This window comes from Segatella copri (assembly GCF_026015295.1).
Lineage (GTDB): Bacteria > Bacteroidota > Bacteroidia > Bacteroidales > Bacteroidaceae > Prevotella > Prevotella copri_C.
Genome location: NZ_JAPDUW010000001.1, coordinates 3,684,758 through 3,710,541, shown reverse-complemented (window position 1 = coordinate 3,710,541; position 25,784 = coordinate 3,684,758). Strand labels below are relative to the sequence as shown.

13 protein-coding genes and 1 tRNA gene are annotated in these 25,784 nt (G+C 43.6%); 4 read left to right on the top strand and 10 right to left on the bottom strand.

What is annotated here, in order from left to right; genetic code table 11:
- Nucleotides 1–72: 72 nt before the first annotated feature.
- The 5 genes from ONT18_RS15385 to ONT18_RS15365 form a co-directional block, all read right to left on the bottom strand.
- Entirely contained in the window at nucleotides 73–1,791 is a 1,719-nt protein-coding gene (locus tag ONT18_RS15385; RefSeq protein WP_264906590.1) for a DUF4980 domain-containing protein, read from the bottom strand.
- A 63-nt stretch (nucleotides 1,792–1,854) separates the two neighbouring features.
- On the bottom strand, nucleotides 1,855–3,591 hold the full coding sequence (locus ONT18_RS15380) for a RagB/SusD family nutrient uptake outer membrane protein (RefSeq protein WP_264906588.1): 1,737 nt from the start codon (nucleotides 3,589–3,591) through the stop codon (nucleotides 1,855–1,857).
- 32 nt (nucleotides 3,592–3,623) lie between these two features.
- On the bottom strand, nucleotides 3,624–6,737 hold the full coding sequence (locus ONT18_RS15375; RefSeq protein ID WP_264906587.1) for a SusC/RagA family TonB-linked outer membrane protein: 3,114 nt from the start codon (nucleotides 6,735–6,737) through the stop codon (nucleotides 3,624–3,626).
- A gap of 178 nt (nucleotides 6,738–6,915) precedes the next feature.
- The gene (locus ONT18_RS15370; RefSeq protein ID WP_264906586.1) at nucleotides 6,916–8,430 is read right to left on the bottom strand and encodes an AraC family transcriptional regulator; all 1,515 of its coding nucleotides are present in this window, start codon (nucleotides 8,428–8,430) and stop codon (nucleotides 6,916–6,918) included.
- A complete protein-coding gene (locus tag ONT18_RS15365; RefSeq protein ID WP_264906908.1) occupies nucleotides 8,427–10,193 on the bottom strand; it encodes an ATP-binding protein in 1,767 nt (588 codons plus the stop codon). Before ONT18_RS15365 ends, ONT18_RS15370 begins: the two co-directional genes overlap by 4 nt.
- 1,090 nt (nucleotides 10,194–11,283) lie before the next feature.
- Here ONT18_RS15365 and ONT18_RS15360 point away from each other — a divergent pair.
- The 3 genes from ONT18_RS15360 (at nucleotide 11,284) to ONT18_RS15350 (ending at nucleotide 14,348) form a co-directional block, all read left to right on the top strand.
- Nucleotides 11,284–11,670 (top strand): LytTR family DNA-binding domain-containing protein, encoded by a 387-nt coding sequence (locus tag ONT18_RS15360; RefSeq protein ID WP_264906584.1) that lies wholly within the window; start codon nucleotides 11,284–11,286, stop codon nucleotides 11,668–11,670.
- A 112-nt stretch (nucleotides 11,671–11,782) separates the two neighbouring features.
- A complete protein-coding gene (locus ONT18_RS15355; protein WP_264906582.1) occupies nucleotides 11,783–13,837 on the top strand; it encodes a TonB-dependent receptor in 2,055 nt (684 codons plus the stop codon).
- Complete coding sequence (locus tag ONT18_RS15350) at nucleotides 13,818–14,348, top strand: hypothetical protein (RefSeq protein ID WP_153082304.1); 531 nt, start codon at nucleotides 13,818–13,820, stop codon at nucleotides 14,346–14,348. The genes ONT18_RS15355 and ONT18_RS15350 overlap by 20 nt, the downstream gene beginning before the upstream one ends.
- Nucleotides 14,349–14,483: 135 nt before the next feature.
- Here the strand turns inward: ONT18_RS15350 and ONT18_RS15345 are convergent, their stop codons facing one another.
- From ONT18_RS15345 to ONT18_RS15335, 3 genes are all read right to left on the bottom strand, one after another.
- Nucleotides 14,484–16,388 carry a GH32 C-terminal domain-containing protein gene (locus ONT18_RS15345; protein WP_437183732.1) on the bottom strand — a complete coding sequence of 635 codons (1,905 nt, stop codon included), beginning with the start codon at nucleotides 16,386–16,388 and terminating at the stop codon, nucleotides 14,484–14,486.
- A gap of 174 nt (nucleotides 16,389–16,562) precedes the next feature.
- The gene (locus ONT18_RS15340; protein ID WP_264906579.1) at nucleotides 16,563–17,765 is read right to left on the bottom strand and encodes an ATP-binding protein; all 1,203 of its coding nucleotides are present in this window, start codon (nucleotides 17,763–17,765) and stop codon (nucleotides 16,563–16,565) included.
- A gap of 300 nt (nucleotides 17,766–18,065) precedes the next feature.
- The gene (locus tag ONT18_RS15335) at nucleotides 18,066–20,324 is read right to left on the bottom strand and encodes a TonB-dependent receptor (RefSeq protein WP_264906904.1); all 2,259 of its coding nucleotides are present in this window, start codon (nucleotides 20,322–20,324) and stop codon (nucleotides 18,066–18,068) included.
- Nucleotides 20,325–20,963: 639 nt separating this feature from the next.
- On the opposite strand from ONT18_RS15335, the gene dinB reads away from it, so the two are divergent.
- Nucleotides 20,964–22,082, top strand: a complete 1,119-nt coding sequence (gene dinB / locus ONT18_RS15330; protein WP_264906577.1) for a DNA polymerase IV — start codon at nucleotides 20,964–20,966, stop codon at nucleotides 22,080–22,082.
- A 397-nt stretch (nucleotides 22,083–22,479) separates the two neighbouring features.
- Here dinB and ONT18_RS15325 read toward each other — a convergent pair whose 3' ends face one another.
- Both ONT18_RS15325 and ONT18_RS15320 read right to left on the bottom strand, forming a co-directional pair.
- Complete coding sequence (locus ONT18_RS15325) at nucleotides 22,480–25,287, bottom strand: hybrid sensor histidine kinase/response regulator transcription factor (RefSeq protein WP_264906576.1); 2,808 nt, start codon at nucleotides 25,285–25,287, stop codon at nucleotides 22,480–22,482.
- Nucleotides 25,288–25,629: 342 nt separating this feature from the next.
- Nucleotides 25,630–25,703: transfer RNA gene (locus ONT18_RS15320), tRNA-Met, on the bottom strand.
- Between the last annotated feature and the right edge of the window lie 81 nt (nucleotides 25,704–25,784).

The window sequence follows — 25,784 nt, the reverse complement described above, 5'->3', positions numbered from 1 at the left end:
TATGTTGCATTGTTACATCAGTAACACTCTTAGAAACAATAGTGTTATAGATTCAGTTCTTAACAGATGAGGTTACTTGATGTCGTAAACCTGATACTTACCCTTTCCCTTTACAGTAACCTTGTTGTAAGGCTTGCTTGGGAACACGAGATTGGTCATGGACATCTTGCCGTCAGCATCCAGTGCCTCGATGCTGCTCTTGTCAATGAAGATGCGCAGCTGGCTGATCTTGCCATAGGTTGGAGCCTTGGTGACTGCAGCGAAGTCCTTGCTGAAATCTACCTTACCGCTCTTGGTTCTATCCATTGAGAAGGTTTCTGCCTTGGCATCGTAGTTCATCACTACCTTCTCGCCCTTGTCGTTGCTCAAAGTGATAGTAGCATTTCCCTTCAGATTCACTACCATCTCGCAAGATTCTGTGAGTTTCTTGCCAGCCTTCTTGCTTCTTGCCGCAGTCATCTCTGGAGATGGAACCACGCTGCAATAAGTTTCACCCTTATACTCGAAGAGACCTAAGTCGCGAGGAATAGAGTTGCCTGAACGGTACTGCTGGGTAGGAACCTGGTTGGCATACTGCCAGTTGCTCATCCAGGCGATAGCCACGCGGCGACCTTCTGGTGCGTTATCAAAGGTAACTGTAGCGTAATGATCCTTTCCGTAATCCATCCACTTGGTTACCTCAGGCTTGCTCTCGCAAGTAAACTTATAACCATCGAAATCGCCTACGAAATACTGGGTTGCTGAACCACCGGATGGACCACCAGGATTGATGTTGCAGATGAGCATCCACTTCTCCTTATCGGTGCCACGAACCTTCAGCTTCATCAGGTCTGGGCATTCCCAAACACCGCCATGGTTGCCATACTTCTCACCGAAAGAGCTTTCAAGTTTCCAATCCTTCAAATTATCAGAAGTATAGATTTCCATGTGCTGACCGGCAGCCAGAATCATATTCCACTTCTTGATGTCCTCGTTCCAGAACATGTGTGGGTCACGGAAGTCTGGCACAGTACTGGTGATAATAGGATTTCCTGCATATTTTGTAAAGGTCTTGCCGTTATCTGTACTGTAAGCCATGCTCTGTGTCTGGTTCTCACCAGCCGAAGTGTAGAGAGCCACAACAGCACCCTTGCCCAAACCAGCAGTATTATTCTTATCCACAACGGCAGAACCGCTGAAAATGGTACCAATTGCATCTGGCTGGATAGGGGCACCCTGGAACTTCCAGTGAACCAGGTCGGTGGAAGTAGAATGTCCCCAGGTCATATTCTCCCACTGTGATCCGTAAGGATTATACTGGAAATAGAGATTCCATACACCATCCTTATAGAACATACCATTAGGGTCGTTCATCCATCCGTAAGCAGGAGTGTGATGGAAATCCGGACGATACTGTTCGCGATTCTTCATATCGAAAGCATCAGAGAACTTCATCTCCTTCCAGCAAGTGAGGGCATTCAGTCCTTCCTTGCTATAATCACCATTAACATGGATATCGAGAGCCAGGCCTTTCAAGCCAGCAAACTCATCCATATAGAGGGGTACGAAATAATCTACGTGGTCTTTAGCCAACTTCACATTGAAGGCTTTCACCTGCTTGTTGTCAGCAATCACCTTGATATTTGCCATCTCAGCATCCTCCTGTACAGGAAGCAAGAGACACTTCTGGTTCTGACTCTCCTGGCTGATGCGATAGAGACAGTGATTATTGCTCAAGAAGGAAGCCTGCTGGGCATAACTGGCGGTGAAACCGCAAAGAGCGACAAGCGCTGAAACAAAAATCTTTTTCATTGTCAATTTATTAATTGAGTACATTTAAAAAACATCTAATTATTTTAAAATGCCGGTAAGCCATTACTCGTATCCCTTGTTCTGCTTATAAAGACCAGGAATGTAATACAGCTGGTTATATGGAACCGGATAGAACTCGTTCTTGCCCGGTGTGAACTTGGCATCCTTCAGGTATTGAGCGTATGTTTGCTCTCCATACTTATCGTTCTGCTCTGATGCAAAATACTTGTTCAATGTCTCAGAAGCAATGCCCCAGCGGCGCAGGTCGAAGAAACGGCCGTTCTCCATCGCCATCTCCAGACGACGCTCCCAGCGAAGGCACTTTCTTGCCGTCTCCTTATCCTGGAAATAAGACTCCGGATAGAGGGCTATATCACATTGATCCTTGGCATATTCAATATGCTTATTCACAGATTTCTTGGCTCTCAGACGGATATCGTTGATGATGGTACGAGCCTCAGCCAGACGGTCCAACTCTATCAAAGCCTCAGCACGCATCAACATAATGTCGCTATAACGGAGCACATAGTCGTTCATCGCAAACGCCTGCCAAGAGCCATTGAAAGTTTCACCCTTAGAACGCTGTGGTACTTCCTTCAGAGAGGTATAGTAACCGTAAACGTTTGGTGTACGAGAGTTGGCCGTAGTCATCTTGTATTCTGACTCATATTTATATGGGAAGGTAGGCATTCCTACAGTATGGAACAAACGTGGATCCCATTTCTGACTATTAGGCTTACCGTTTACAGGATAATCACAAGTCTTGTTGTAGTCATCAAACTCAGGAAGTCCGTTCTTGGTTTTGAAGGCATTCACCAGGTCCTGTGAAGGCTTGTGGAAATCCCATCCGCAAGACCACATACCCCAACAGCCATTCAGCACGTTAGACCAGTTGCCACGTCCGAAGGTAGTATGGTCCTCGCTATAGTCGGAAGCCTGGACAGCAAAGACAGACTCCTTGCTGTTCTTATAGTCAGGCAGGAAGATGTCGCCGAAATCTTCCATGTAACCATAGTCTGAATTCTTCACAACATCGGTGTAATCTACTACCTTCTGCATATACTCCTCATTAATATGGTCAACGCCATTGGTTGCCTCATAACCATCACCCCAGGCAATGGTAAGATAACATTTGGCCAGATAACCTGCGGCAGCAATCTTGTTGACACGACCGCCATCCTTCTGCTTAGCAGGAAGTACATCGTATGCAGTCTGGAAGTCGGCAATCACCTTTTGCCACAATTGCTCGTAAGTAAACTGAGTGTTTGATGTGCTCTCTGTTGTTTTATCCTCATAAACCTTCTCGTCTATCCAAGGAATCTGACGATACATGCTAAGTAACTTGAAATAGAAATGAGCACGGAGGAAGCGAACCTCAGCCTCACGCTGCTTGGTTACCTCAGCACCCAGTGTGCTCTCACCATTCTGTTGCAAAGAAACCAAGGCACGGTTGCAACGGGAAACGGCACAATAGAGACGATACCATAACTCGTCGAGTTCGCCCTTAGTAGAGGTTAAGGTACTCCAAATCTCCACATCGTGATAACCGGTGTCACCGGTACCACCGCCACCCTTCAAGCAATCGTCTGAAGAAAGGTCACCATATGGCCAAAGGTTGAATGGGTAAGAGTACCAACAGTTGCCCAACATCGCATAGGCACTGTTTACCATCTTGTCTGGCTCGCTGAATGCCTTGTCTTCATCAACCACAGCTGTTGGGGTGTAATCCAGGAAATCATCACAACTGGTGAATGTTCCTATCAGTGCTGCTGCAAGCACCATTGTATATAACTTTTTCATCTTAAAATTCTCTTTAAAAAATATGAAACATTTTAGAAACCTACCTGAAGTCCGAATGATACGGATGTTGAAAGTGGATAGTTCCAGTTTGGATTCTCTGGGTCTGAACAGGTCAGGCTGTTGCTCTTGATGGTCAAAAGATTCTGACCTGAGAGATAGACACGGGCACTGGTCATCTTCAACTTAGAGAGGATGCTGCTTGGGATAGTGTAACCCACCTGCAAGGTGCGCAACTTCAAGTAAGAACCATTCTCAACGAAGTAAGTAGAAGCACGACCCTCATCGGCTGTATTCATGGTGCTCAAGCGTGGGATGGAAGAACCAGTGTTGTTGGTATTCCAGGCATCGAGCAAACGAGTACCCTTGTTAGAACCACTATCAGTAATAGCCCAGAAGTCGGTCTGGAACTTTTGGTTGTTATACACATCCTGGTCATAGACACCCTGCCAGAACATACTGAAATCAAAGCCCTTGTAGTTGAGAGCAATATTCAAACCATAAGAGAAGGCTGGCACAGGGTCGAAAATCCAAGTCTGGTCATCTGAAGTAATTCCATTTTTACCATCTAAGTCCTTGTATTTCAATCCACCGACACGTGCGTTTGGCTGTCCAGACTTATCTACTTCTTCCTGATTCTGGAAAATTCCATCGGCTACATAACCTACGATAGAACCATAAGACTTGCCACTCTGCACCAGGTTTTCCTTAGATGTGTGAGCGTAAGCACCTGTTGTTGTTGCTGGCAAATAAGTAACCTTGTTGCGGAAGAAATCCAGATTGCCGTTCACGTCGATGCCAAGTCCATTAGCCAAGGTCTTGCGATAACCCACGGTGAACTCCATACCCCAGTTGCGGAGCGAAGGACCATTCTGCCATGAATTTCCACCTTCACCAGTTGCACCCAGATAAGCAGGATTAATCAACATATCCTTCACATTCTTAATATAGGCATCCACTGTACCATAGAGGGTGTTGCCAAACAGGGTGTAATCCAAACCTACGTTATACTGAGTAGCTGCCTCCCATTTCAAGTTAGGGTTAGCCAACTGTGTGGCACGATAACCAGAAGGGAAGGTACCTGAACCTTGCAGGAAGAGATCGTATGCAGTAGAGGTTACACGATCTAGTCCGTAATCCACTACATAAAGACCAAACTGTGCATTGTTGTCGATAGCCTGGTTACCTGTCTGACCCCAAGAGAGTCGCAACTTGGCATCATCCAACCAATCCTTCTTCAGGAGATTAGAGAATCTGAAGCCGAGTGATGCAGCAGGGAAAGTACCCCAGCGATGTGCCTTACCGAAACGTGATGAACCATCATGACGGATAGTGAAGGAAGCCAGGAGGAGATCATCCCAGTTGTAGTTCACCTTTCCAAAGAAAGAAGCCAGGCGATAGCCTACCTTTGCACCCGAGTTACGCATCGTTCCTGTTGCAGCATTTGGCCACATATAATCTTTATCTTCCAGCGCATAGCCTTCTGAATAGGCAGAGAAATCGATAACCGACTGCTTGGAAACTTCCATACCACCGAGTACATCGATGTTGTGCTTGCCAATCTGGGTAACGTACTGGGCTGTGTTAGACCATGTCCAGTTGGTCTCATTGTTATTCGAGAGCGTTGTCTTGGCGATGTCATTGTTGACAATATCGGAATGATAAGTATTCGTCATCGCATTGATAAACGATGTCTTGAAATCCAAACCGAAGTTAGAGCGCAGGGTCAATCCCTTGACAGGCTTCAATTCTACGAAGGCATTACCGAAGATGCGCCAGTAGTCGAGGTGGTTATTGCGGTTCTGATACTGCTCACGACAAGGGTTCTGACGGTCGGCCATACTACCAACAGGACCTGCGAAGGTCTTGCCATCTTCTTCGTAAACCGGAACGATGGAAGGCATCTTCAAGGCATTCTCCATCGGATGGCAATCTATCTGAGAGGTATAAGTCAATGTCACATTCTCACCTACGGTTACGATCTTGTTCAAATTCCAAGAGGTGTTCAAACGAGCTGAGATATTCTCAAAGTCGGTATATTTCAAGACTCCCTCATTGTTCTTGTATCCCAAGGAGAACATAGCGCTATGCTTGTCGTTGGCATGAGATACTGAGAGGTCGTAGTTCTGAGAGAAACCTGTGCGAGAGATTTCATCGAGCCAGTCGGTATCAGAGAATCGCATGGTTTTCTTGGCATTGATGTAGCCGTCGTATCGACCATTGATAGTATAGTTCTGATACTGGTTGGTAGCAGGATTCCAAACGGTAATTGGAGTACCAGAGGCCGCATTCAAGTCGATGCCGTAGTTGGCAGCATAAGCCACAGGATCGAGTCCATCGTTCAGGGCAGCCTGAGCCATCGCAGTAGCATACTGGCTGGAGTTCATCAACTTCATCTTCGACTGGTTGGAATAGAACTGTGCAGTTAGGTTGGCAGAGAAGTCAACAGCCACCTTGCTACCCTTCTTACCTTTCTTGGTGGTGATGATGATGACACCATTCGAAGCACGGGAACCATAGATAGAAGCTGATGCAGCATCTTTCAAAACCTGCATACTCTCGATATCATTTGTATTGAGGGTATTCAAAGCCATATTGGTAGGTACACCATCTATGATATAAAGCGGATCCTGAGAAGAGTTGAAAGAACCGATACCACGAATACGCACGGTTCCTGAACCAATAGGAGAACCATCAGTAGTAACAGTCATACCAGGAACACGCCCCTGCAAAGCACGCATCGGGTCTGTCTCTGAACTTGTCTTCAGGTTCTTGGTTGAAACCACAGCCACGGAACCTGTTAAATCGGCCTTTCGCTGAGTGGTATAACCTGTTACAACTACTTCCTGCAAGTCATTGGCATCTTCCTGAAGTGTTACCTCCATATTGTCTGAAGCCTTTACTTCTTGCGTCTTATATCCAATATAAGATATAACAAGTGTGGAACCAGGAGCACATTCTACATGAAAGTTACCATCAAAGTCGGTAACAGTACCAGTCTTTGTGCCTTTCACCATAACAGATGCTCCAATGACTGTCTCACCGGTAGCATCCTTTACGATGCCATTTACATTTACCTGTTGTGCACTAGCTACGGTGCAAACAGTACAGAGCGCAGAGCTCATCAGTAATCTTGAAAGATTGTTCATACTATTATAACGTTTTAAGTTTCAAAAATTGTCATTGCTTGGATCTGCTGCAAAATTAGGGAAAAGACTGTTATATAAATAAAAAAAATCGTTCCTGCAACAATAATTATGTTACATGAAACGATTTTCTTATCTTTTGCTAAGATTTTAAAGGAGTTATTTTAAAGGAGTTAGAAAACTATTTCCTTTTAGATAACTGTTCATTTCTGAAATCGGTAGGAAGAACGCCATATTGTTTCTTGAAACAGGAAGAGAAATAGCCCGGTAATGCAAAGCCTACTTCTGCCGAGACTTCAGCTATAGTCTTATCAGTCTGCATCAGGAGCGTATAGGCTTTCTGCAGGCGCATCTCTTTCAAGAGCTCGGCAGGCGTTTTTCCTGTCATAGCCTTCACCTTGCGATAGAGCTGTACTTTACTCAACTGCATCTCGGCACCCAAATCATCCATCTTCATATCAGCATTGCCCATATTCTCAAGAATCTTCTTCTTGAAACGGTCCATGAAGTAACGATTACTCTCATCCAGATGATTCAGTTCAGCAGCCCAGCCCTCCTTGTTCTCGATAAATCCACGAGCCACAGCTTTCTGTTTCTGCAGCTTCTTTCTATATACCTTATATATATAGCAGACGACAAAGAGCAGAATCAGAACTACAATAGAGGCAACCACAAGCATCCATTTCTGGATACGGGAAACCTCTGAATAAGAATCAAGACTGACAGAAATCTGATCCAGATTCTTCATCTTGGCTTCCAAATCCTGATATTGCAGAGCAATGGCATCGCAGTTTTCCTGGGTAGCAAGGAATGATTTCATCACATTATCCTTCTTATAGGGTTTACCCTGAAGGATATTCATAGCCAATTCCATAATCTTTTCGCCCTGGGTAGGATAGACATAAGAAGCAGCAAACTGTCCTCTCTTCACTCTATCCACTCCTTCCCATTCTCCAGGCAATCCATCAATGCCTACTATCAGCATCTGCTTATCAATGCCTCGTCTCTCTGCTTCCAGAAAGGCTCCTATGGCACCCAAGTCGCTATGCCCGAACACGCCATCCGCATGTCCGCCATTATCCAGATATTGCTTCATTAACTCCTGAGCACGCTCTAACTTCCAGTTGCTTTCCAGGGTAACCACCTTGATTCCCGGGTAATTCTTCATCACCTCGTGGAAACCGCGATGGCGCTCAATGACAGGGGAAGCATCCTTCAAGCCCGTAATCTCAACTACGGTACCTTTTCCATCCAGTTTACTAGCAAGAAAGCGGGCTACTTCCCTACCCGCTTCTACATTATCGCCACCGATGGAAGCTGTATAATGGGTTGTCTTTACCTTTCTGTCGAAGAGAATAACCGGGATATGAGCACGATAAGCTCGCTCGATGGCAGGTGTTACATCATTCACGTTATCAGGGGCCACCACGATTAAATCTACCTTCCTGGCTATCATACTGTCTATCTGACGAGCCTGACGTTGCCCGTCATTCTCTGCAGTAGTAAACAGCAGATCCACATTCTTATATTGATACTGCGCCAGTCGCATCTCATTATTCACCTTCTCGCGCCAAACTCCACCGCAACATTGCGACACACCAATCACCATCTTCTTCTGGGTGCATGAATCCAGAAGAAGAAGCATACTACTAAGTAATACTATTAATATAATATAGAGTCTTTTCATTAATTTCATACTTCTTCCATCCGTTTAAGTTCCCACCCCTCAAACTGCATGATGATGAGATGGAGTTTTGTGCCTTGGCGCAAAGCCTCAACCCTTGGAGCCTCAGCATATCGATGAATCTGTTCTACAGCCTCACGCCACTGTTTCTCGGCCTTGGTCATAGGCTTGCCATCTTCCGTAAACTCACCTTCAACTATCGCAGAGAAATCTTTCTTAGAAAGAACCTTCAACTCCAGGATGTAGCTATGCTGACTGGCATAATGGGTAAGGTCTGGCAAAAGGAAGAAATCACAATAGCCATGATTCAACTCCAACTCTGGAGCCGTGATATAATAATCATTCAGATTCAGATAAGCCATGAAGAATCCCTGCAGGTTTCGCTCAGCCTCAATGCCATCACGCACCGATGAAACCTTGGCATAGGCATCCGCCATAAAGCGCAATCCTTCTTCCCACTTACCATCGTATGCCATGTCATAATAGTAATCGGTGAGCTGGTTGACATCCACATAAGCCTTTGCCTGATACTCCTCTTCCAGATAACCATAATACTGCTTGCGGACATTATTGTTCGGAATGCCCAGAATGAGCTTGGATCCACGAGTTCCCTTGATGGTCAACATGCCATAATAGAACAGAAGACTTGGGAATATCTCTGCCTTTGGAATCTGATACGCAGAAAACGACTCATAAAGCTGGGTAACAATCTGCTCCTCTTCTGCAATCTTGCGGATAATGCCCTTACGCTCTCCATCCAGCTTGTCAAACTGCAAAAGTTTCTTCATCTTGCCGTAATCGGTACGGGTATTCGGGTCTATCATCTCTTCTGGCGGACATCCGGCATCCATGTAATTGCGAAGGTAATAAAGAACCATATCACAATTAAACATACGAGTCTTTTTCTTCAATGCCTGTTTAGCGAAGCAATAGTTATCATACCATGGCTTCATATCATTGACGATGGCATCAATATCACTATCGGCAGGAATACTACCATGCTTCTTATAATAGGTAAACATCTCTACCACATCAGTGGTAGAGAAACCAAGCATCTCATCAAACTCCGGCTTGATAGAAATGTTCCAACCTATATTGAATCCACTCGTCACATCATCCAGGGTTACAGGGCTCACACCCATCATGAAGATACGCTCAAAATTACCCTTGAACTTCTTGAAGACATCACGATAAAAGCCGTCGGCATGGGTAATCGCATGATACACATTCTCACCACGTTCGTTGAGTATGACATTCGTGAAGTTGTCATACTCATCGATGATGAGATACAGATGATACTGGTGCGCCTTGGCTGCCTTGAATATCAGTTCCATCTTTTCCTCGAAATCTTCCTGCGCCAGGATTTCTTCCATCTCTGCCTGATAATAGTCTGAGTATTGACGGACAAAAGCATCGAGGTTGATGCTGAGATAAGAATTAAACTTAGTCTCAAGCTTATCGATATTACCCGTAATCTGGGAGAAATCGAGGAACAGCACCTGATACTTTCCCTGCAAAGGAGTAGGATGCTGTCCTATCCACAGATTTCCAAAAAGACTCTGGAACTTATGGCTCTGCGTACAGTCATAGTAAGAATAGAGCATACTCAAGAATATGCTCTTACCAAAACGACGAGGACGGATGAAGAAGAGATTGCGAGGCTGCTTCTCCAGCTCCGGGATAAACATCGTCTTATCCACATAATATAGATTCTGCTCTATTACCGTAGCAAAATCTGCCACCCCATAAGGTAGTAGTTTTACTTGCTGTTCCATCATGATCTATCTTTAAAAACACTATCTGTGTGCAAAGATAGCATAAAAAAACGAAAAAGCCACAGTTTGCGTTTACAAATTGCGGCTTTTATTATATTTTATCCGAAACACACGTTCCTACCATACGACTTTCTTGTTGCCCATAATATAAATGTGTCCTTTTTGTGGCACAAGGACTTTTCTTCCCGAGAGGTCGAACAGAGTAGGATTGATGTTTCTTGCTATCATGAAAGATGATGCATATTAATAATAATGTGATAACTTGTATCTTTTGGTGTAAAATATTAGGATTATTTATACATTGATATATTTGCGGCGTTTGAAAAGAACAATAAAATATATGGGGAATTTGGATCAAGTACAAATTTACTTATTGATTTCAAATAGTGTTACAGATGTCATCAAGAAAAAAGTCCTGAGACATCATAAGAAAATGCTTCATTACCAAAATAAACGTCTCCAAAAGTACGTTTCTCAAATTTTATTTGTACTTTTGCCGTGTCATTCAGAACTTTGTTTTATTTTTGCAGCACGATAATAAACAAAATGTCTGGATATGGCAAGCATCCCGGTGCACCAACAGAGTAGCTTAGGTACTCTGATAAAGAAGATAAATGATAGTGCTGCGTTAATTAAATAAATCAGATTCAACATGTCGTTTCTAACTCGAACATATCCTTTTAAACAGAGTAAACACTTGCTAAAAGATAGTAGCATCTTTGGCTTCATCATTTGGGTAATTTTATATTTTCTGCAGCCATTTGGACTCTGCTTATATCAAGGTAACAAATGCTTTGTTGCTACATTATTCGGACTGGTAACTTTTGGATGCCACATAACATACGCTGCAACGATATTGAAGTATTTGCATCAAACTATCAAGCCCTGGCGTATCTGGCATGAAGGAGTAGCTATACTCGGACTGATTTTCATCATTGCCTTCGGTAATTTCCTCCTATTCTCATACTTGTTTCATTATACGATTACATTCAGTCTGTTTCTCTTGTTTCTAAATTGGACTATTATCATAGGCATATTTCTTACGACATTATCTATCGGAATGCAATACAACAGAACATTACGAGAGAGAATGGAAGAGTTGTTGCGCAATACAACAAAGGAACAGGAAGAAGTATCTATTACCATCCATGATACTAACGTAAGAGGAAACGATCTGTCGATTGCCATCAACGATCTACTTTATATCGAAGCACAGAAAAACAATGTATCCGTCTGTTTTCTAAAAGAAGGTAATGTTGTTGCTGTTGATATCCATACAACACTAACCCATGCTCTTGAAGAGTTGAAAGAGTTTGAGAACATTTTCCAATGTCACCGTTCTTTTGCTGTCAATGTGAATAATATCACTTCGGCACGAGGCAACTCAAATGGTTATCAACTGACTCTCGGAAATTGCACAAACATCATACCCGTTTCCCGAAGATTCGTGCCCAAGTTAAAGTCTTATCTTACATAGTTATTTGTCCTTCAACTTAGTTATTCGGCATCTTAACTAGCTTTCTATCATAAGTTTTAGTTGTATATCCTAAGAATTTGGTAACTCCAGTTTCATGCAGTATCTTTGTGGCATGAAACATCGAATAATACATATCGCATTGCTGCTGACTTCAGTCTGCAACCTAGCTGCACAGACCATCATATCAGGCATGGTAAAAAGCGGTCAGGAACCGCTTGCTGGTGCCAATGTTTTCATCATGGGCACAATTGATGGATGCCTGACAGATTCTCTGGGCAGGTTTTCCTTTTCCACATCAAAAACCGGAGAAGCGTCTATCAAGATTACCATGATTGGTTTTGAAGAATATATGCAGACTACAGATGCCTGCAAGTTACATAATCTTTCTATCCAAATGAAAGAAAAAGCTACGACAATCCAAGAAGTTGTAATATCTGCCAGCACTTACAGTTTCGGGAAAAGTGACAACTTCAAGACTATGGATGCCTTAGATGTTGTGATGGCAGGTAATTCATGCGGGGACATTGTTGCAGCCCTGCAAACTTTACCCGGCACTCAAAAAGTGGGAGAAAATGGAAAGCTCTATGTCCGTGGTGGAGAAAGCGAAGAATGCCAGACTTTCATTAACGGAATGCACGTCCTTGTTCCATATAGTACAAACACAGAAGATACTGCTGTACGTGGACGATTCTCTCCTTTTATATTTAAAGGTATCAACTTTTCTCTTGGTGGATATAGCGGAGAATATGGACAAGCACTTTCCTCCGTTCTCCCTATGGAAACATCAGATGCTGCAACAAGTGACAAATATGGAGTCAGCGCATCATTGGTTGACTGGAACATCGGTGGCACCAAGGCATATTCCCACAGCAGCTTATCCTTTAATGCCGCACTAACAAGTTTGGGAATCTACAATCAGTTATTTTCAGAAAGGCTTGATTTCAACAAGCCTTATCTTAAACTATCTGGCGAATCACAATACAAGAATGAGTTCCGAAATGCCGGAATATTGAAAACATACGTTGGCTATGATTTTACATCTGTAGGACAGCATATAGACAACCAAAACCTTTCGCTCAAAGAGAATAATATCTATGCCAACACAACCTATAAGGCACAGTGGGGTGCTGGCTACACGCTCTTTTGTGGTATGGCAAGCTCATCGGTATTCAACGATATAGAAGATGCGAAGATTGCTGGTGACCGATATTACAACTTCAGGAATGAGATACATCTGAAAACAGGAATACGCAAAATTTGCTCGGATGCACTAAAAATATCGGCAGGAATGGAGGACTATCAGCGAAACAGCCTCATGGAGTACGAAAACGATTGCTACAAGTTGGATTATAATATTCTTGCTGCTCATATTGATGCCCAATGGAGGATGAAGCCCCATGTGTTCCTGAATATTTCGACAAGGACAGAATATATGGCTCATGCCAACTGGCTGTTTATGCCAAGGGCTACACTATGTTATATTCCTAACAAGAATTTTCAGCTTTCATTTGCTACCGGTCGGTATAGCCAGACTCCAGAAGATGACTTTCTTGCAACAAACAAGAAATCTCTTGGACAAAGTACGGCAGATCATGCTATCCTATCCATACAATATAAGTCGCCTGGTACACTCATACGAATAGAACCCTACTGGAAAAAATATCAGCGATTGCCTTTATGGGAAAAGGGTATTTACCAACCGAAAGGATATGGAAAGAGTAAAGGTATAGACATTTTTGTAGAAGAGCATTCGCTTTTCAAACATCTGACCACAGCATTTTCATATTCCTACAACGATTCCAAGCGATTCTATCACGAATACACAGAGGAGCGAATACCTGACTACGCCTCAAGGCATAATCTGAGATTGACAGCAAAATATTCATTCGGCAAAGCAATCATCGGGCTGACTGAATCGTATGCAAGCGGACGTCATTTTCTTATTGGCAAGACACCACATTATAATAGCGTAGATATAAACCTTACTTATCTGCTAAGTCCCAAGGTCATTATCTATTCTTCTCTGAACAACATCCTCGGCCGTACAAACATTTTCGGATATAATACTAACGGACGTTCGATAGTTCCATCTAGAGACAGATTTTTATATATAGGCATATTTGTTTCACTTAAAAATAATAAAGCATATGACATTTCAAACTTTTAAACGATTCGTATTGATGTCAGTCTTCTTCATGACAACATCTGTAGTTATCTATGCCCAGCAATCCACAATGCAGGGACTTATCGGACAGTCGCTTGCTAAACTTCAGCAACCGACATCAGAGAGCATACTTAATTGTATTGCAGAGATGAAGCGTATTGATGATATGTTTCCTGATAGCATCCAGCCCAAATTTCAGATAGCTTTGCAAAGTCTCAATTATTCCGTGATGAATCCGCATGCTCCACAAACAGAAAATCTTCTAAAAGAGACAGAAGAAACTATTGCCAAGATGGAGAATATAAAGCATGCTGACCCGTCTGACATCTGTACCCTTCGCGGTTTTCTCTATATGGTACGCATCGTACAGAATCCTGGGCAAAACGGTCAACGCTATTATCTGGAAGTGATGCAGGATTACGAGAAAGCTCTCAAACTCAACCCTGATAATCAACTGGCCAAACAATTGCAGCAAAAGTTTTTTGAGGGAATGAAACAGCAAACCGGTAAATAAGAAACAGAGGTTGTTTTATCCACGGACAATCTCCCCTGAGCCGAAAAAAAGAGTCGCAACCTAAAATATTATCAGGTTGCGACTCATTACTATTTACATTTAAACCTACAATTCGACCATACAATATCTACGTGATTACAAACCAAGTTTATGAACCTTCAGATTCTTGAATTCAGCCTTGCCATCCTGGGTGTAGAGCTTCACATTCTCGTATGGAGCTACAGGGAAGACGAGGTTGGTCATGGCGATGCGACCGCCATCTACGAAGAGCTCTACAGATGACTTATCTACGAAGATATCAACATGATAGGTCTTCTTGCCATCCTCGCAAAGACTCAATGGAGCCCAGGTAGCCAGAGCGAAATCGTTCTTGTAGTTGATGGAGTTAGCGATGCGGGCAGGCTCCTTGCCTTCAGCTGCACGCTGCTTGTCCCAAGCCAACTCAATATCGTGAGGAACTGCCTGCTTGCCGAAATCGGTCAAACCACTCTCAGTTCTATCCATTACCACCTTGCCCTGCTTCATATCGAAGTAAATCAGGGTGCGCTCACGCTTGTTGTTTGAAATCTCAATACCGGCAATGCCGTTGGCATCTGGTGTTACATCAGCCTCAATCTCGAATGCACCTTCCATATTGGCTGCAACACCCTTCAAATCCTTGGCATCGGCAACAGAAGCATCTGCCAAATCCTTGGTTTCCTTTCTCAAAGCATATACTTCAGGAGCTACATTTTCAGAAACATAATACTTGCCATTCTTCTCGTAGAGTTTCAACTCTCTTGGCAAACCGTTGGCACCACGATTCTGCTTGAACGGAGTAAGATTGGCATACTGCCAGTTGCTCATCCAGGTGATACCCAGAACTCGGTCGCCGGTGTTAGAGAAGGTAACGGTAGCATAGTGATCCTTACCCCAATCGAGCCACTTCACATCGTGGGCATCAGGACAGGTAAACTTCTTGCCATCGAAATCGCCTACGAAATACTCGGTAGCGCTGCCACCAAACCAGCAACCTGGATTGATATTCATGGTCATCACCCACTTCATCTTCTTCTTATCACCATTTACAGGCAACTGGAAGAAGTCTGGGCACTCATACTGGCATGGCTGCTGACCCAAACCCTTACCGAAGGCACTCACGTAAGTCCACTTCTTCAAGTTCTTTGACTTATAGAAACGGGTCTCCTTATCAGCAGAAACAATCATATACCAGCATTTTCCCTTCTCATACCAGAACACCTTAGGGTCACGGAAGTCCTTCAAGCCATCGAATGGAGTCAACACTGGGTTGCCCTCGTACTTGGTAAAGGTACGACCATTGTCATTGCTATAAGCGATGCACTGCACCTCATCATGGTTTACACTACTGTTGTTGGTATAGATGGCGATGATGGCATTCTTGCCGAAACCTGCCGTATTCTTCTTATCCACAACCGAACTACCAGAGAAGATATGACCTACAGGGTCGCGGGCGATGGCTGGATCGAGGTGTTCCCAATGAACGAGGTCCTTGCTTACGGCATGTCCCCAGTGCATATTGCCCCACTTACTTCCGTATGGGTTATACTGGAAATAGAGATGATACTCACCATCCTTATACACCATTCCGTTAGGGTCGTTCATCCAACCATAGAGCGGAGTGAAGTGATAAGATGGACGATAGTAATCGGTGTTGGTGGTGTCGAATGTATCGCTGAGCTTGAGCAAGTTGAGTGCCAAAGCATCCTTCTTCAAGCCAAGAATCTTGACTGTAGCAGTCTTACCCTTTCCCAAAGCGAAAGGCACATAGTAATCAGAACCATTCTGAGCCAGGCGAACGTCCATCCAGGTATCATCCTTAGAACCTGTATCGAGCAAAACCTGGGCCTCATCCTTCTCTTCCTGGATAGGGAGAAGAAGATACTTGGTAGGATTCTCCACCTTGATGATAGTAGTATCACCCTTGTGTTCGATGTTCATCTTCTGTGCAAAGGCAGAAGTTGTAGCTGATGCCATCAACATGAGGCAGGCAGCCTTGGTAATCATTGAATTGGATTTCATGATCGTTTCTTTTTTAAATTGTTAGCATTATTGTTTAAATCTGCTGCAAAGATAAGAATAAAGCAGGAATTATCATATAAATCTCGTTTCATCCGATACAAAAAATCGTTCATGCAACATCTTTTGCAGTGCATGAACGATTCTTTTCCTCACATCTCCTTGGAGGCAACAAGACTATACTTCCCCCATCAGCCATTTCAACGCATTGATTCGCTTGATACCATCATAATCTGCCGTCGGGTCTTCATCGAGCGTCAAGATATACTTGGGATATTGGTCCTTGATTTGCTGAAGCGAAGCGAGTTCGCGCTTCAAGGTCTTCTCATCCCTTACCGTTGCAGCTACCTGATAATAGGCTAAGTCATTCTCGTCAATAGCAACAAAATCAACCTCCAAGTTATCCATCTTGCCTATATACACTTTCTTCTGCCGACGCAAGAGTTCCAGAAAAACGATATTTTCCAAAATGCGCCCTGCATCAAAAGAGCGAGAGCCAAGCAACATACGTCGCAAACCAATATCCACCAGATAGTATTTTCCCAAAGTTTTGAGGAGTTGCTTACCCTTGATGTTATATCGCTTCACTTCATACAAGAAGAAAGACTCACAAAGGGTTGACAGGTATTTCTCCACTGTCTTTTGGTCAATCTTTCGCCCTTCAGCCGACATCAAGTCTGCAATACGTTTCGTCGAGAGAATATTGCCGATATTATCTGCCGTGAAACGTATCACGCTCTCCAACATCATCACATCGGAAAGTTTATTTCGACTCATGATGTCCTTTACCACTATCGTATTGTAAACAGCATTCAAGTAATCGCTAATCTCATTAGCCGTATCCAACTCCAATGTATATGGGAAACTGCTCTTGCTCACATATTCTATATATGTCTGTGAAAGATGGTCCGTACCACCGATACCTTCCGCATACTCCTTGAAAGACAACGGAAGCATCGCAATCTCTACATACCTGCCAGCCAAGAGTGTAGCTATCTCGCTAGAAAGCATGTAGGCATTCGAACCCGTCACATATAAATCAACTGTTGGCTTCAAATTAAGACTATTGATGATATCCGGAAAATCCGTGACATGCTGTATCTCATCAAAAAAGATGTAAGTCATCTTATCTTGCTGTATCAAAGGTTTGACATAAGAATACAGTTTTCTTGGGTCTCGCAATTCAAAATAGTCATAGTCCTCAAAATTGAGATAGATGATTTGCTCTTGCATTACTCCATGAGCTATCAGCCAGTCACGATAAATCTCCATAATGGTCGATTTACCACAACGGCGGATGCCTGTTATCACCTTGATAAGCTTTTTATCCTTGAAAGCTATCAGCTTTTTCAGATAGTTATGTCGTTCTATTATCTTCATTTTTGTATTTTTACATGTCATGCTGCAAATATACATATTTTTTAGGAATCTACATACTAAAAGTACGATTATTTAGAAAGTTTTAGGAATTGATTCCTAAAACTTTTCTTTTACGGACGTTTTTAGGAAGACAAACACTAAAACTCCTCTATTTTATTAATCATGACTGATAAAAACACTCTTTTCACCTATTTTATTATGGAAAACAGCGTTTTCTCCAAAGTTCAAAACCCAAACAAGAAAAAGGCAGCACTATACATTATTATATAGTACTGCCTTATCTTATTATGTTTGAACTAATTAGAACTTCAGCGAAGCTGTGAATTCTACAGTGAATGGACGAAGATAGCTACCCGTCATTATCTGGTTCTTGATTCCCTTTGCCTCATCCTTGGTAATCAGCTCGGCACCTGCGATACTACCCTTGGCACCAGTCTGGTTGAGGAAGTTGACTACGGTGCAGCCGAGAGCCAAGCGCTTGGTTGCCTGCCAGTTCAAACCTCCGAAAGTCTCCCAGTGACCGTTGAAGTAATATGCCTCGTTGATGTTGGCGTAGGTCTTGCTGAAGTAACGGAAGCTGGTCCAGAGCTTGATGTCCTTGGTAATCATGTAGCTTGGATCCAACTCGATGAGAATCTGAGGAATCTCTGCTACGATATTGCCAGTGGCATTGATGTTGCCAGGGGTACCATCACTGAAGGTAACCGATGTCTCATATTTCTTGTAAGTTGGCTTCTGATAAGTGAAGAGGAAGTGGAAATCGAATCCCTTGAAAGGATGAGCCACAGCATCGGTTGTCCAACCCCATGTCTGAATATCGTAAGCCATAGGAGCTGCCTTGATCTCACTGCCATGCTGCAAATTCAGAGTTGAGTTGTTGTTGGTCTTTGAGATGTAAGAGAACAACGATGTCAAACTCAACCATGAGTTATTGTAGTAGATACCTGCACGACCGAGTGGCACAGAAATCTTATCCGTATTTGGCAATGTAGCTGGGGCAAAAGCCTCGAACTTAGGATGCTGAACGATGTAAGTGAAATCGCCAGTAAAGCCGAAGTTATCGGTCAACTTATAAGTTGCTGCTACAGAGAAATCGTAGTTCAACCAGTTGTAACTCAAGTCTGCCGGAGCAATCACGGTTCCATCTGCTGCCTTAGCACCGAGATGGTAATCGGCAAAACGGCCTACGAATTCACCCTTTGCATTCTTCACTGCTGCGTTTTCACCCTTCAGCTTCTGCCACTCCAGACGGGCACCATAGTAGAGATTCAACTTGTTGGTGACATCCCAATCGTGAGTGAAGTAGAGAGCCAGCTTGTTTTCGCTTCCCTTGTAATACTCAGATGCATTCTTGTTGAAATCGTAGAAATAGCCATTGCGCTTGGCATCCCAAACTCGCAAGGCATAACTGCCATCTGCAGGAACACTCTGGTCATACATGGTTGTATTTGAGCAATAATCAATATGGTAGAACCACTCGTTCACGCCAAGGCGGAAGGTGGAAGTTCTGAATTTCTTGCTGAGTTCGGTGGTGAAGAGAGCCTCATCGATGGTTCCGGAATTGAGGCAAGACATACGGGTCTGTACATACTGACCATTGTAAGCCTTGACAGCACCATCGATATCGCGATACTTATAATTTACGCCCTTATTGGCATCACTCTTCAAATCGATGATAGACATTGGTGACTGGTAAACCATCGCACCACGTGAGTGATCGTACTTCAAGGTAGCCTTCCAGTTCAAACCGTTGTCAAAACGATAGTTGTTCATCAGGGTTACCTCGCTTGTCTTGTTCAGACAGGCATCATAGAGAGAAGTCTGCTTCAACTCACCAGTACGCATATCACGATAGGTCATATCATTATCTACAGGAAGATAAGAGGTAGTTCCGAGCTTGAAATCGCCATACTCCTTCACGCTTCCATCGCCTACATAGATAAATGGAGCACTCTGGGTAGCATAGCTATACACGTTATGGCTATTGGCATACTTATACATGGCAGTGAACTCACCACGGTTGCCGTTATACTTCTTGGTGAGGAGTGCCTTGTAAATCTGAGTACGGTCCTGATAAGGAGTTGACTTGATCTTGAAGGTTCCCGGGTCGAAATCCTGATACATATTAAAGCTGTAGTACCAGTCCTTACCCAAGTCACCATTCATATTCAAAGAGAATTCCTGCAATCCGAAATGATTGCTCTTATAGTTCAGCGTACCATTGAATCCTTTCTGACCCTTCTGGGTAAAAGAGTTCACGGCATAACCAATGTTACCAGTAGTGATGGCAGTTTCTGCAATCTTGAGCAAACCCTGATGGCTCAAACTTGCATCGCCACGCCAGATGGTATTCACAGAGTGAGGATTGGTTGCGTAAGTAACAGGCAAACCATTCTCCAACACGTTGACATCGGCAGAAGGCAAGCCTATCTGAATCTCACGAGGACCATTCGCACTGGCTGCATTGAGCATCACATTACGATTACCTTCTTCCTTAGCACTTGAATTATCATCCTGTGCAAAAGCTGCTGTAACATTTACCAATGAAAGTGCAAGCATCATAGCTGCGCTCTTTCCATTTAATAAGTTGTTCATACTTTAAATGTTTAATTTGTTAGCGTTAATGTTTTGATTTCTGCTGCAAAAATACATAAAGGTCTGAACAGGGGCTTAAAAAATCATTTCATCGAATAAAAAATTCCGTTCATTGTAACATAATTGCTATTACATGAACGGAATTTCACACTTTTCTGCTACTTTCTACTTCTTAACTAACTCTTTTCTATTTCAGACAAAGGGAGTCATATAGATCACTACAAACTATTAAGAGCGTGTCATGATGTACTTGAGTTAATAAGTTCAAGTGCTTGAATCAGTGAGGTCAAGTGCTTGAGTTTATGAGTTCAAGTACTTGAGTTAATGAGGTCAAGTGCTTGAATCAGTGAGGTCAAGTGTTTGGTTCAGCTTACTCAAGTGGTTCCGTAAGCTATCGGAGACGACTCAGGAAGCAGACGCAGATAGCTTCGTTGGCTAACGCAAGTACTTGAGTTGGCTAACGCAAGTACTTGCGATGCTCAACGCAGCCAGTTTCGATGGGCCATGTAGGCTAATACCCGAAAACGTTAACGAACAATAAAAAACAGCTTAGATTTTGTGGAAACGCATCTTTTTTGTACTTTTGGAAAAAATAAGGCAGGAATGACTGAGCGAAAGATCATACATATCGACATGGATGCCTTCTTTGCTGCGGTAGAGCAAAGAGACAATCCGGAACTTCGGGGCAAACCGGTAGCGGTTGGCTTCGACGGACCTCGTGGTGTGGTTTCTACAGCCAGCTATGAGGCAAGGAAGTATGGCGTTCATTCGGCGCAATCCATCGCTCAAGCCAAGCAGCGCTGCCCTAACCTCATCATCGTGCCCTGCCGGCATGATTATTACGCTAAAATATCCCATCAGATACATCAGATATTCCAGGAATATACCGACCTCATCGAACCCATCTCCATAGATGAAGCCTTTCTTGATGTAACGCAGAATAAGAAAGGGATAGAACTGGCGGTGGATATTGCCAAAGAAATCAAAACCCGTATCAAGGAGGCAACCGGACTCACCGCCTCGGCAGGCATCAGCTACTGCAAGTTTCTCGCCAAAGTGGCTTCTGATTACCGCAAGCCCGACGGCATCTGCACCATTCATCCCGACAAGGCGCTCGATTTCATCGCCCAGCTGCCTGTAGAGGATTTCTGGGGCGTGGGCAAGAAAACCTTGCAAAAGATGCATTTCATGGGTATCTTCAACGGAGCTGACCTGAGGAAAGTATCCGAAGAACATCTGGTAGAAGTGTTCGGAAAAGCCGGACACATCTTCTATGATTTTGCAAGGGGGATAGATGAACGACCTGTCATCACCTACCGGGAACGGAAATCGGTAGGCTGCGAACAGACTTTCCTGGAAGATATCTATCTAAAAACGGCTGTGATTATCGAACTGTACCATACTGTACTCGAACTGCTGGAGCGCATCGCCAAAAGCGGTTTCGAAGGAAGAACCCTGACGCTGAAGGTGAAGTTTGCCGATTTTACCCAGATAACACGAAGCATCTCGCAAGAAAAGGTTCTGAAAAAGAAGGATGATATTCTACCTCTTGCCAAACGGCTGCTGAAACAGGTAGATTACTCCTCAGCGCATCCCATCCGCCTGCTTGGTCTGTCCGTAAGCAACGCCTCAACAGAAGAAGCCAGGAAGCAAGATAAGGAGAACAGCAGTTTCAAGCCCGAATACAAAGAACTGGAACTGGAATTTGAAGATTGGGAATAAGTCCCCTTTAAAAAGCTATAGTATGCCCGCTTAAAAAGAAACAAACCATAATACGCGAAAAGCAGCTGTCAGACATCCCGTCTATACAGCTGCTTTCTCTCATTACTAGTTATTTCCCAAAACAAAACTTTTTACCTTAAAGAAAACTACTTACCTTAATGAATACTCAATCCTATAACCTAAAAACCTAAACCTTATGAAAATGCAACCATTTCTGCATGAAACAATTTAAAACTTCTAAATTCTGGTGCAAAGATAGTAAGTTTCAGCGAACCCCAGGTACAATTATCGTTCAAATAGTGATAAAAATGATACAATGTACCTTTTATGCTAGGAAATGAACGATTTTTATCCATATATTCACAGATTTTACACTTCAGGTATAGCGTATTTCTCTCTATTTCATCACATTACCTACATCACCAGGTAACATTCCATACTCTTCCTTGAAACATTTTGTGAAGTAAGACGGCGCTGAGAAGCCCACTTCATAGGCTACTTCAGAGACACTCATGCTCCGGGTTTCGAGCAAACGCCTAGCTTTGGCAAGGCGAGCCTTACGGAGTAAGTCAACAACAGAAGAGCCTGTCATCGCCTTCACCTTGCGATAGAGCTGCACACGGCTTAAGCCAATCTGCTGTCCCATATCCTCAACTCCAAACTCACTATCAGAAAGATTCTTCTGGATAATGGCTTGAAGCTGCTTGAGGAACTGCTTGTCACGATTTTCCAGATGAGACTCAGAAATCTCCTTCTCAGCCTCTTGAGCCCCCTGATAAAGATGTTTCAGGAGCTGACGCTGTCGCAAGAGATTCTCGATACGGGCGAGAAGCACCTTGCTGTGGAATGGTTTGGTAATATAGGAATCTGCTCCATGCTCATAACCCTCTGCGCGATGCTCCTCCAGGTTCTTCGCCGTAAGCATAATAACAGGGATATGAGAGGTAGCCGTATTCGTCTTCAACTGTTTAGTAAACTCCAATCCGTCCATAACAGGCATCATCACATCGCAAATCACCAGGTCAGGCACCTCTTTCAAGGCGACAGCCAGACCCTCTTTACCATCGGCGGCCTCAAGAACAATATACACATCCTGCAAAAGAGTACGCTCATACTGACGGATATCGGTATTATCATCAATAACCAGAACAGTAGGACGATTGGTATTCTCGCTTACCAACTGCTGAACTTTTCCACGACTTCTGTCTCCATCATCAATATATTGCAAAACAGATTCATCTACCACATTCTTACCATCTGACGCAGAGGCATTTACAGAGTTATCCACAACATCCACATCATTGTGGATAACTTGTGAATCACACTCCTGCTCACGAGGAATGACAACGATAAATTCAGAGCCCTTTCCCGGTTCACTTTCTACCCTAGCCTCACCATGATGCAACTCTACAAAAGATTTCACCAGAGCCAGACCAATACCCGTACCGCTGGCAGCCCCCTTGGCCTGGAAGAAGCGTTCAAAGATCTTATCAGCCTCATCCTGCGAGATACCCTTGCCCGTATCTCTCACGTCAAGACGGAGATTGGCACCTTCATCTTTCAGCGAAACAAAGATTTCTCCACCAGCAGGCGTATATTTCAAGGCATTGCTCAACAGATTGAACACGATACGGGAAATCTTCTCCTGATCGGCAATCATTTCATGGCTCCCTTTCAAGTCATCAACATCCAGATGCAGTCTGATCTGCTTGCGCTCGGCAGTAAGCTGGAAGTCGCCCACCCACGTCGTCAAGGTCTTCACAATGTCGAAGCGATAGAGTTTCAGTTCCATCTTGCCATTCTGAATCTTACGGAAATCAAGAATGTTACTTACCAACTGTTGGAGAGCAAGGGCGTTACGCTGCACCATCTTCAAGAGTTCGCGGCTCTTGCCCTTGATGCCGGAATCTTCAAGCAGCATCTCTACCGGGTCGGCTATCAGGGTTAAAGGCGTGCGAAGTTCATGGCTGATATTGGTAAAGAATACCAGACGGGAATGAGTGAGTTCCAAGACCTCCTCATTCAATCGTTTCAATTCTCCATTCTTTTCACCCAATTCTACATTCAGTCGCTTCAGTTCGCCATTTGTCTTAGCCAATGTTTCGTTCAGTTTCACCTTTATCAGATAACCTCTGAAGATCAAAGCAGCAGCTGCGAGGCAAACAAAGAGGAACAGACACAGACCTATGAGCATGACTTTCTGTGAGTTATAATCAGACAGATACTGATTTACCTGCTTATGCAAAGTCTTCAGATTGTGCGTCTGACGCTCGGCATCTCTAGCCTCCATCAATGTAAGGGCAGCATTTGCCTGGGTTATGATAGAAGTGCTCAGATAATTGTCGCGTTCATAAGGCTGATGCTTCAATATCTTCATGGCAAGCGCTATGACCTCGTCACCCTTGGTAGGATAAAGATAAGAGGCTTCGAAAATACCATCGCGCACAAGTTCCAAACCACCACCTTCGGTAGCCATGCCGTCTACTCCGGTATACTTATAGTTACGCTTTACCCTCATCTGGCGGGCAGCCACATAAGCTCCCCAGGCAAGACAGTCATTATGGGCAAAGACATAATCAAAGTCCTGTGTCTGTTTCAATATGCGTTTCATCGCCTGGATTCCACCCTCTTCTTTCCAGTTTCCTCCCTCCGAGGCTACAACCTGTAACCCAGGATAAGGCTTGATAGCATCCATAAAACCACGATGACGCTCCAAAGCAGGCGAAGAGCCCTCTAAGCCTCTGATTTCAACGATGCGGCCCTTTCCCTGAAGCTGCTGGGCGATAAAAGTTCCCATCGATTTACCTATCGTATAGTTATCGCAGCCGATAAATGCCGTATACTTGTCAGAATTGGTCTTCCTGTCATAGAGAATCACAGGAATACCTTTATCGTAAGCACGCTCTACAGCCTTGGATATAGCACTCAGCTGATTAGGAGATACGATAAGCAAATCTACACCCTCATCGATAAACTGGTTAACTTGCTTATTCTGCAACATATTATCATCGTTGGAAGAAGCCAGTTTCACGATAAGCGAATCGTTGAGATACTCGCCCATCTTCAGTTCATCATTCAGTTTATCGCGCCAGGTATCTTCCGAACACTGGGATACGCCAATGACATACTTCCTAGGCTGCTGAGCACAACCGGTCAGCAACACGATGATAGCTACATATATAATAAGGTGTAATTTTCGTTTCATACAGCTTATACAATTTCTATGTTTATAAAGAAGAGGCAGTCAACAAATGCCTAAAAATAAAACTTTACCGCTGCAAATATACAACTTTTTTTTTGTATTTTAGCCCCATTGGTCAGTTTTTTACAAATATTTTATTCTGAGAACACCAAGAAAAAACATCGGAAAATCTTTCATATTTATCTTTTCCACACCAGTTACCAACAGGAAAAACATCTGATAACCAACGGAATAACATAGTTATCAACACATATGTGGATAACTTATCTATGAGAAGTGAATAAGTGTGGAAAAGTTTAGAGCATAAAAAAGACATCAACTAAAAAGTTGATGTCTCTCATCTTGTAGCGGGAGGGGGCCACGATCCCTCGACCTCCGGATTATGAATCCGACGCTCTAACCAGCTGAGCTATCCCGCCATCCAAGCAATTGATTTCTCATTTGCGGGTGCAAAGGTAATACATTTATTTGAATTGAACAAATTTTTCGGCAGAAATTTT